The sequence below is a fragment of the Sphingobium sp. 22B genome (genome assembly GCF_001580035.1).
Lineage (GTDB): Bacteria > Pseudomonadota > Alphaproteobacteria > Sphingomonadales > Sphingomonadaceae > Sphingobium > Sphingobium fuliginis.
On the sequence record NZ_LTAB01000034.1, the window covers coordinates 36,197 to 46,312 of the forward strand.

A 10,116-nucleotide genomic window follows, 5' to 3' on the forward strand; every position below is an offset into this window, starting at 1 on the left:
CTCACCGCCGCACCACGCCGAACGGCGCGCTGGACTGGTCCAGCCCGTCCGTGCCCAAAATCATGTCGCCTATCCCCGGATCGATGCCCGCCGTCGCTGCGCCGGGCAGGGGCGGCACCTCCTCCGGCTTCACCGGCCCCACCAGCCGGGGCGTGGCGACGATGATCAGCTCCTGCTTCTCCTTCTGGTTCTGCTGCCGCTTGAAGAAGGCGCCCAGCACCGGAATATCGCCCAGAAGGGGCGTCTTCTCCTTCGTCACCGTCTGGCTGGAATAGCTGAGGCCCGCGATGACGAAGCTCTGCCCGCTGCCCAGTTCGACCGTCGTCTCCGCCGACCGCCGCCGCAGCCCCGGCACGACATAGCCCTGCAACTGCACGCCGTTGTTATAATCGAGTTCGCTGACCTCCGGCGCGATCTTCAGCACGATATGCTCCTTCGACAACACGAAGGGCGTGACCGACAACCGCACCCCGAATTCCTTATACTGGATGGACAGCGTATTGCCGGACCCCGAAACCTGCGGCACCGGCACCGGAAACTCGCCCCCGGCCAGGAAACTCGCCTGCTCGCCGGACCGCACCAGCAGGGTCGGCTGCGCCAGCAACTGCGACAGGCCGTTGGAGGACAGCGCGCTCAACACCGCCCCGATCCCCCGATTGGGGGCGGAGAGGAACAGGTTGAACGCATTCTGGATCGGCGCGCTCGCCTCCAGCGACAGCCCATCGGGATTGAAGGACGCGCTCCCCAGACTGCTGGGCGAAACGATCGCCCCCTGAATATCGCCGGAAAGCTTTGAGAAATTGAACCCCAGCGCCTTCAGCGTCGTGGCGGAGACGGCGGCGAACTGCACATCCACCGCCACCACCTGCTCGCCCGCCCGGACCACCGGTGCGCTCGCCGCCGCATCGGCCCCCACGCGCACCGGCTCCCGCGCGATCAACCCGCCATCGCCGCCATAGACGCTGACGGTCGCCTCTCCCTCGCCGATCGCCGTCAGCCGCAGCGACCGGGCCGAAGGCGCGGCGACAGCCAGCACACCCTCCCGATCCACCTCGACCCGCCCGATGGCGCGGGGGTAGGACAGGACATGCTGCTCCTTCACCCGCAACGCCGTCTGCGCCATCGCCCCCAAGGGCAAGGCCAGCGCGATCAACCCGGCGACCGGCCATAGAGCAGCGCGCCGCCCATAAACACCGTCATCCCAGCGGAAGCTGGGATCTCGTGAGGCCAGACCGCGCCCTATCGCCGGAGATCCCGGCTTCCGCCGGGATGACGGAAAACAAGCCCAATCCGCGCCCCTGAACCGGCTCGAAAGGCTCAACCCAAAATGCCCGGAATTCCTCAACGCCCGCCACTCCCCGAATAGATGGTCTCGCGCCGGTCGCCCACGACCAGTTCGATGGCATGCGCCGCCGGGCGGACCACGGCACGCGGCGCAGGCACCGCCACCACCCTGGGCGCGACCGGCGCGACCCCCGGCTCCACCCCGGCCGAGGCCGCGACGGCCACCGCCACCTGCGCGCTATCCGCCGGATTGCGCAGCGACAGCGTCAGCGCGCCCGTGCTTTTCGCCAGCGAAAGCGTCGACACCTGCTCCGGCGTCAAGGCCAGCGTCACCGTCCGCGCAGGCGGGGGAGGGGCGGCCAGCGCCCCCTCCACGCCGCCATTGGCTCCGGACGCCTGCTGCGTCCCCACCACCACTTCGCCGACGGCCAGAACCTGCACCATCTGCAACAGCGCCTGCGCCCGGCTGCGCCCGGCTCCCCGCGCCCCGCTGATGGCGTCCGCCCCCGGATAGACGACCTGCACATCCACCCGGTCGCCCGGCCGGACCAGCCCGGCCACGGCGATCTCCGCCGTCGTGTCGATGCTGATGGCGCGCATCCCCATGGGCACGCGAATGGCGAGCTTGCTCTCCATCCCCACGGCGTCGCGGGCGATGAGCGCCCCGGCCGGAATCTCCCGCGTGGCGACCTTCCCCACCACTTCGGCGGAGGTCGCGGCATAGGGAAAGCGCGCCGGATCGCCCGCCGCATTGCGGATCATGGCGGCGCTGATCGTCTCCCCGGTCCTGATCGCCCGCGCCGCCTGCACCAGCAGCGCGACCGGCGCGGCCACCCTCGCGGGCGCGTCCCGGCCCTCAACCGTCGCGGCGGAAGCCTTACGCAATTCCCTGACGCCCAGCAGCAGAAAAGCCGAAGCGGCGGTCAGCCCGATGGCGATCGTCAGCCTGGCCCTCAAACCCAAACGCATCGCTTTCCCCCATGCGCATATTGCGTGAACGCAAAATGCTTCAACCGGGGGAATTCATAGGCTTTGGGCGATTGTCAGGGCATGAAAGAAGCAACCGGAACGGTGCAAAGTCATGGAGTGCGGACAGGGCGCGAAAAGCACGCCTTGCATATGGTGCCGCCGGGATTTTGCGTCCGCCTGCTACGCAAAAGCAGCCGCGATTGATCCGAACCGGTTCCGATTGCCTCACAATCCCCCGTGCTCCTGCCCTGGCTTACGCCCCCCTTCGGGCCGCAGGAGCACACAGCAAATCAAACAGGGGAGTTCGCCCCCTCAGGCATCGACCGAAATCACCCCGCGCCGTATCTGATCCAGCTCGATGCTCTCGAACAGGGCCTGGAAATTCCCGTTCCCGAAACCCTCATTCCCCTTGCGCTGGATGATTTCGAAGAAGATCGGCCCAAACATATTCTCGGTGAAGATCTGGAGCAAAATCCCCTCGCCATTCTCCACAGACCCGTCGATCAATATCCGGTTCCGGCGCAGCCTCTCCAAATCTTCCCCATGCCCCGGCACCCGCTTGTCGACCAGCTCATAATAAGTCTCGATCGTGTCCTGCAACCTGACGCCCCGCGCCCGCAACTTCTCCACCGTGTCGTAGATATTGTCGGTGGTCAGCGCCAGATGCTGAATCCCCTCGCCATGATATTGGCGGATGAACTCCTCGATCTGGCTCTTGTCGTCCTGGCTTTCATTGAGCGGGATGCGAATGGCCTTGTCCGGCGCGATCATCGCCTGGCTGAACAGCCCGGTCGCCTGCCCCTTGATGTCGAAATATTTCTGCTCCTCGAACCCGAACAGCGTGCGGTAGAACTGGCTCCACACCCGCATCTGCCCGCGCCGCACATTATGCGTCAAATGGTCGAGCAGATCGAGACCCACATTGTTCGCCGCCTCGGCCTCCCGCCACCCGGCAAACTCCGCCCAGCCCGCATACGGGTCTTCCCCATCCCTGATGAAATAGAGATAGGAGCCGCCAATCCCCTGGATCACGGTATCGTCCTCATCGGTCGGCTTGGCGCCATGCTCCAGCGCCCATCGCATCGCCGCCTCCGGATCGGCCACGCGAAAGGCCATGGCGCTCGCGGACGGCCCATGCTCGCCCCGGAAAGCCGCCACCCGCCCGGCATCGTCGCGGTTCAGCATCAGGTTGATGCGCCCCTGCCTGTAGCGGGTGATGTTCTTGGTCGGGTGCCGATGGCTGGCGACGAAGCCCAGTTGTTCGAACTGCCGCCCCATGGCTTCGGGATCGGGCGAGGTGAATTCCACGAATTCGAAGCCGTTCAGGCCCAGCGGATTGATGATGTCAGCCATGAAGGCAATCCTCTCGATTATGGAAAAGGCGCGATGCCCGCAGCGAAAACAGAACCGGTCTCCCGCGTCAGCATGCCATCTTCGCCCGCGCATGGTCCTGCGTGCCGCGATGATAGACCCGGTCCTCCGCCAGCACCGCATCGGGCGCCAGATCGCTCGCCCCTTCCAGCGCGCGATAGATCGGCCCGAAGTCGACGTCCGAAGTCCTGCGCAAAAGATCCTCGAAACTGTCGATGACGAAATAGCTCTGCTGATAGTCGTCGATCCGGTATTCGGTCCGCATCAACCGCTCCAGATCGAATCCGATCCGGTTGGGCGAAGCATCGTCCAGCGCGAACACCGACTCGCCAAAGGATGAAACGATCCCCGCGCCATAAAGCCGCAGGTCGTCGCCCCGCCGCATCAGCCCGAACTCCACCGTGTACCAGTAAAGCCGCGCCAGATGATCGATCGCCCCCATATGGTCGGCCCGCAACCCGCCTTCGCCATAGGCCTGCATATAATCGGCAAAGGCCGGATGGGTCAGCAAGGGCACATGGCCGAACACGTCATGGAAAATGTCCGGCTCCTGCAGATAATCGATCTGCTCCGGCTTGCGGATGAACCGCCCCGCCACGAAGCGCCGATTGGCGAGATGCTCGAAGAACACCCGGTCCGGCACCAGCCCCGGCACCGCCACCACCTGCCAGCCGGTCCGCTTCATCAACCGCTCGGACAATTCGGCAAAGTCGGGAATCCCCGGCTTCGTCATCCGCAAAATATCCAGCCCATCCAGAAATTCCGGCACCACCCGCCCGGGCAGCATCGCCGCCTGCCGTTCGAACAGCCGATCCCACATCGCATGCTCGTCGGGCGTATAGGCCGCCCAGTCCTGCGGAACCGTCCAGTCCGCAGCCGCGCCTTCGGGAAGTGTCAGTTCCGCATGTGCCATAGGAAAGCCTTATCGCACGCCAGACGGGAAAAAGGGTTTCAATTCCGCGCCAATTCCCCGTTTTCCTGAAACAGGATCATCACATCACCCAAAAATCTGAAACAGCTTCATCCCAATATTCCCGGCAGGTCCAACCCCTTCTCCCGCGCGCAAGTCCGGGCAATCTCATAGCCCGCATCCGCATGCCGCATCACGCCGGTCGCCGGATCGTTCCACAACACCCGTTCCAATCGCCTGGCCGCCGCCTCGGTTCCATCCGCGACGACCACCATGCCCGCATGCTGCGAATATCCCATGCCGACCCCGCCGCCATGATGCAGCGAAACCCAGGTCGCCCCCGAAGCCACATTCAACATCGCATTCAACAAAGGCCAGTCGCTCACCGCATCCGACCCGTCCATCATCGCCTCCGTCTCCCGATTGGGCGAAGCGACCGACCCCGAATCCAGATGATCCCGCCCAATCACCACCGGCGCCTTCAATTCTCCCTTCGCCACCATCTCGTTAAAGGCCAACCCCAACCGATGCCGGTCCCCCAGTCCCACCCAGCAGATCCGCGCCGGCAGTCCCTGAAAGCGAATCCGCTCCCGCGCCATGTCCAGCCACCGATGCAGATGCGCGTCATCGGGCAGCAACTCCTTCACCCTGGCGTCGGTCCGGACAATATCCTCCGGATCGCCCGACAGCGCGGCCCAGCGAAACGGCCCAACCCCCCGGCAGAACAGGGGCCGGATATAGGCCGGCACGAACCCCGGAAAATCGAAGGCGTTTTCGACCCCCTCATCCTTCGCCATCTGCCGGATATTATTGCCATAATCGGTCGTCGGCACCCCCGCCGCCTGAAAGTCGAGCATCGCCCGCACATGCACCGCCATGCTCGCCTTCGCCGCCCCGGCCACCGCCTCAGGCTCGCGCTCCCGCCGCTCGATCCACTCCGCCACGGTCCACCCGATGGGCAGATAGCCGTTCACCGGATCATGCGCGCTGGTCTGGTCGGTCAGCAGATCGGGCCGCACCCCCCGCCGGAACAGTTCCGGCAAGACCTCCGCCGCATTGCCCAGCAACCCCACCGAAACCGGCTTCTTCTCCCGGCAACTCTCCCCGATGATCGCCAAGGCCTCCTCAATCGAGGAAGCCGCCACATCCAGATAGCCCGTCCGCAACCGCATCTCGATCCGGCTCGGCTGACACTCCACTGCAAGGCAGGAAGCCCCCGCCATCACCGCCGCCAGAGGCTGCGCGCCCCCCATGCCGCCCAGCCCGGCGGTCAGCAGCCACTTGCCCGAAAGATCGCCCTGATAATGCTGCCGCCCCATCTCGACGAAAGTCTCATAGGTGCCCTGCACGATCCCCTGCGTGCCGATATAGATCCACGACCCCGCCGTCATCTGCCCGTACATGGCGAGGCCACGCCGATCGAGTTCGTTGAAATGCGCCCAATTCGCCCAATGCGGCACCAGATTGGAATTGGCGATCAGCACCCGCGGCGCATCCGCATGCGTCCGGAACACCCCCACCGGCTTCCCCGACTGCACCAGCAGCGTCTGGTCCTCCTCCAGCCGCGTCAGCGTCTCTACGATCCGGTCATAACTCTCCCAATCCCGCGCCGCCCGCCCGATCCCGCCATAGACGACCAGCTCCTCCGGCCGCTCCGCCACATCGGGATGCAGATTATTCATCAGCATCCGCAAAGGCGCCTCGGTCAACCAACTCTTCGCCCGCAGAACGGTGCCAATATCCGCCCGAACAACACGCCCATTATCGATCCGAGTCATCGAACATCCTTCCATATTCCCTCTCCCACCGGGAGAGGGAGGGAGCCGCGCAAAGCGCGGCGGAAGGGTGAGGGTGAGACGTCACCTTCACCCACCCCCTTCCGCAAACCGCAAACACCCCCCCAAAACCTCCCAAAGCACCGCGATCGTCCCCGCCGCCCGCCCAGCATCGAAAACCGGCGGCCACCCCGCGCCTTCATCCAGATAGCCCCGCATCGCCAATTCCATCTGGATCGCATGCACGCCCCGCCCCGGCGCGCCATAATGCCGCGTCGTCCACCCGCCCTTGAAGCGCCCGTCCACCACATGACTGCTCCCCGCGCACACGCCCCGCACCGCCTCAGCCAGTTCCGCCGAACAACTAACCCCATCGAAAGTCCCGATATTGAAAAGCGGCAACTCCCCCTCGAACAACCGCGCCACCCGGCTCCGGATCGAATGCGCGTCATAGACCACCACCCGCCCATGCCGCCCCCGCAGCCGCGCAATCTCCCCCGCCAAAGCCGCATGATAGGGCCGGAACCACCGCTCGACCCGCCGCATAATCTCCGCCGCATCCGGCCCATCCCCCGGATAAAGCGCCTCCCCGTCGAAAGTCTCCGTCGGACAAAGCCCGGTCGTCGCCATCCCCGGATAAAGCGAAGCCCCCGAAGGATCGCGATTCACATCGATCACGCTGCGCGACACCCCGGTCCGCACCACGGTCGCGCCCAAATCCCCGGCAAAGCCGTAAAGCCGGTCCACCCACCAGTCCGCATCCCGCCGCGCCACTTCCGGCGAACGAAACGCGCCCTCCACATCGACCAGATCGGTCCCCGCATGCGGCAGGGCCACCACCAGCGGAGCCTCGCCCCGCTCGACCGTCAGCCAGTCCGTCACAGCACGCCCGGCAGGTCCAGCCCCGCCGCCTCCACGACCGCCCCGCCGCGCACGAGAAGATTGGCGACCTCCATATCGACATGGAAATGCCGGTCCTCCTCCAGATGCGGCACTTGCCCGCGCAGCCTCGCCCGCACCCGCTCCAGCGCCTGCGAAGACCGCAAGGGCGCATGAAAATCGCACCCCTGCGCCCCCGCCAGAAGCTCGATCCCGATCACGGCTTCCGCATTCGCCACCATCTCCGCCAGCCGCCGCGCCCCATGCGCCGCCATCGACACATGATCCTCCTGATTGGCCGAAGTCGGAATGCTGTCCACGCTCGCCGGAAAGGCCCGCTGCTTGTTTTCGGACACCAGGGCCGCCGCCGTCACCTGTGGAATCATGAAGCCCGAATTCAACCCCGGCCGGGGCGTCAAAAAGGCGGGCAGTCCCGACAGGGCCGGGTCGACCAGCATCGCGATCCGCCGCTCGGCGATCGATCCGATCTCGCACAGCGCCATGGCGATCATGTCCGCCGCGAAAGCCACCGGCTCCGCATGGAAATTCCCGCCCGAAAGCGCCTCGTCCGTCTCGGCGAAGATCAGGGGATTGTCCGAAACCCCATTGGCCTCCGTCTCCAGCATCGCCCCGGCGGAGCGCATCACGTCCAGCGCCGCGCCCATCACCTGCGGCTGGCAACGCAGACAATAGGGGTCCTGCACCCGCGGATCGTCCGCCCGATGCGAAGCGCGAATGGCCGACCCCGCCATCAGCGCCGCCAGAGCCTCGCCCACAGCCATCTGCCCCGCATGCCGCCGCAGCCGGTGAATGCGCGGATCGAACGGCGCGTCGGTCCCCTTGGCCGCCTCGGTCGAGAGCGCCCCCGTCACCAGCGCCGTCCGGAACAGGAGGTCCGCCCCGAACAGCCCGGCCAAGGCATTCGCCGTCGAAAACTGCGTCCCGTTGAGCAGCGCCAGCCCTTCTTTCGGCCCCAATTCCACCGGCCCCAACCCGGCCCGCGCCAATGCCTCAAGGGCAGGCACCCGCTCGCCCGAAACCCAGATCTCCCCGACCCCGATCATCGCAGCGGTCATATGCGCCAAGGGAGCCAGATCCCCGCTCGCCCCCACCGATCCCTGCGCAGGCACCACAGGAATCAGGCCTCGCGCCACCATCGCCTCCAGCAAAGCCACCGTCCCCGGCCGAACGCCCGAAGCGCCCTGCGCCAGACTCGCCAGCTTCAACGCCATCATCAACCGCACCACCGGCACGGGGGAGGGCGCGCCGGTCCCCGCCGCATGGCTCAGCACGATATTGCGCTGAAGCACCGCCAGATCATCGTCGCCAATCCTGACGCTCGCCAGCTTTCCGAAGCCGGTATTGATCCCGTAAACCGGCTCATGCCGCGCCAATATCCGCTCGACCGCCGCCGCCGCCGCCGCGATGCGGGGCGCGCAGGCCGGGTCCAGCACCACCGCCGCGCCCTCGTAAATCGCCCGCCATTGCCCCAGCGAAACCGCGCCCGGAACCAGCTTCATAGTCCTCTCCACACACGCGCATGGAGCGGGTTATACCCCATGCGATACACCAGTTCGGCAGGCCGCTCGATGTCCCAGACGGCAAGGTCGCACCATTTGCCGACCTCCAAAGTCCCCACCCGGTCCAGCATCCCCAGCGCCCGCGCCGCCTCCCGCGTCACCCCGGCCAGGCATTCCTCGACGGTCAGCCGGAACAGGGTCGCCCCCATGTTCATCGCCAGCAGCAGCGACGTCAGCGGCGCGGTCCCCGGATTGCAGTCGGTCGCGACCGCCATGGGCACGCCCGCCCGCCGCAAGGCCTCGACCGGCGGCGCCTGCGTGTCGCGCATGAAGTAAAAGGCCCCCGGCAACAGCACCGCGACGGTCCCCGCCCGCGCCATGGCCGCCACCCCCGCCGCATCCAGATGCTCCAGATGATCGGCGGAAAGCGCCCCATGCCGCGCCGCCAGTTCCGCCCCCCGGCTGTTCGACAATTGCTCCGCATGCAATTTCACCGGCAGCCCCAGCCGCCCGGCCGCCTCGAACAGCCTTCCGATCTGCGCCGGGGAAAAGCCGATCCCCTCGCAAAACCCATCCACCGCGTCGGCCAGCGGCGCGATCTCCGGCAACATGCCGCAGACCAGATCGATATAGCCGTCCGCGTCGCCTGAAAATTCCGGCGGCAGGGCATGCGCGCCCAGAAAACTGGTCCTGATGGAAACGGCCCGCTCGCTCCCCAACCGCCGCGCCGCCCGCAGCATCTTGACCTCATTCTCAAGGTCCAGCCCATAGCCCGACTTCACCTCGACGGTCGTGACGCCCTCGGCGATCAACGCATCCAACCGGGGCAGGGCGCTTTCGACCAGCGCATCCTCGCTCGCCTCCCGCGTGGCCCGCATGGTGGACAAAATCCCACCCCCGGCCCGCGCTATCTCCTCATAGCTGGCCCCGGCCAGCCGCATCTCGAACTCCGCCGCCCGATCCCCGCCATGCACCAGATGCGTATGGCAATCGATCAGCCCCGGTGTGATCCACCGCCCTTGGCAATCGATCGTCTCGACCGCATCCGGCGCGCCGTCCGTACTTCCGACATAGCTGATCAAGCCATCCCGCACCCCCACCGCGCCGTCTTCGACGACACCCACCCCATCCCGCAAAGTCGCAAGACGCGCATGGGTCCAGATTCTGTCGCAGGCAGGCCGCATCGTCATTTCCACTGGCGCCGACTCAATAATGTATATACATAAATGGAGCAGATCACCATTGTCCAGAGCGCGCAAGGCTTCAGGTTGGAAACGGGTGGATTGCGGACATTCCCCCTCCCGCAGGCGGGAGGGGGTTAGGGGGTGGGCTGGCGCGGCATCTGCGCTGTTTTGCAACGGCTAAGTCAGAAGCTCGCTACGCTCGCGCCCACCCCTAACCCCTCCCG

Annotated in this window: 8 protein-coding genes; all 8 read right to left on the reverse strand. The window is 66.2% G+C overall.

The annotated features are described in order from the left end of the window. Position 1: 1 nt before the first annotated feature. The 8 genes from A0J57_RS21690 to hutI all read right to left on the reverse strand — a co-directional run bounded on the left by A0J57_RS21690 (position 2) and on the right by hutI (position 9,892). Complete coding sequence (locus A0J57_RS21690; protein WP_061937204.1) at positions 2–1,123, reverse strand: type II and III secretion system protein family protein; 1,122 nt, start codon at positions 1,121–1,123, stop codon at positions 2–4. A 218-nt stretch (positions 1,124–1,341) separates the two neighbouring features. Continuing rightward, the gene (gene cpaB / locus A0J57_RS21695; protein WP_061937108.1) at positions 1,342–2,253 is read right to left on the reverse strand and encodes a Flp pilus assembly protein CpaB; all 912 of its coding nucleotides are present in this window, start codon (positions 2,251–2,253) and stop codon (positions 1,342–1,344) included. Between the two features lie 312 nt (positions 2,254–2,565). Continuing rightward, on the reverse strand, positions 2,566–3,606 hold the full coding sequence (gene hppD / locus A0J57_RS21700) for a 4-hydroxyphenylpyruvate dioxygenase (protein ID WP_061937105.1): 1,041 nt from the start codon (positions 3,604–3,606) through the stop codon (positions 2,566–2,568). Between the two features lie 67 nt (positions 3,607–3,673). Further along, the gene (gene phhA / locus A0J57_RS21705) at positions 3,674–4,537 is read right to left on the reverse strand and encodes a phenylalanine 4-monooxygenase (RefSeq protein ID WP_025551576.1); all 864 of its coding nucleotides are present in this window, start codon (positions 4,535–4,537) and stop codon (positions 3,674–3,676) included. A gap of 107 nt (positions 4,538–4,644) precedes the next feature. Beyond that, positions 4,645–6,312 carry a urocanate hydratase gene (gene hutU, locus A0J57_RS21710; protein WP_061937102.1) on the reverse strand — a complete coding sequence of 556 codons (1,668 nt, stop codon included), beginning with the start codon at positions 6,310–6,312 and terminating at the stop codon, positions 4,645–4,647. Between the two features lie 87 nt (positions 6,313–6,399). Beyond that, on the reverse strand, positions 6,400–7,191 hold the full coding sequence (gene hutG, locus A0J57_RS21715; RefSeq protein ID WP_061937099.1) for an N-formylglutamate deformylase: 792 nt from the start codon (positions 7,189–7,191) through the stop codon (positions 6,400–6,402). Next, entirely contained in the window at positions 7,188–8,708 is a 1,521-nt protein-coding gene (hutH, locus tag A0J57_RS21720; RefSeq protein WP_061937096.1) for a histidine ammonia-lyase, read from the reverse strand. Before hutH ends, hutG begins: the two co-directional genes overlap by 4 nt. Next, positions 8,705–9,892 (reverse strand): imidazolonepropionase, encoded by a 1,188-nt coding sequence (gene hutI / locus A0J57_RS21725; RefSeq protein ID WP_173664370.1) that lies wholly within the window; start codon positions 9,890–9,892, stop codon positions 8,705–8,707. The genes hutH and hutI overlap by 4 nt, the downstream gene beginning before the upstream one ends. Positions 9,893–10,116: the final 224 nt, after the last annotated feature.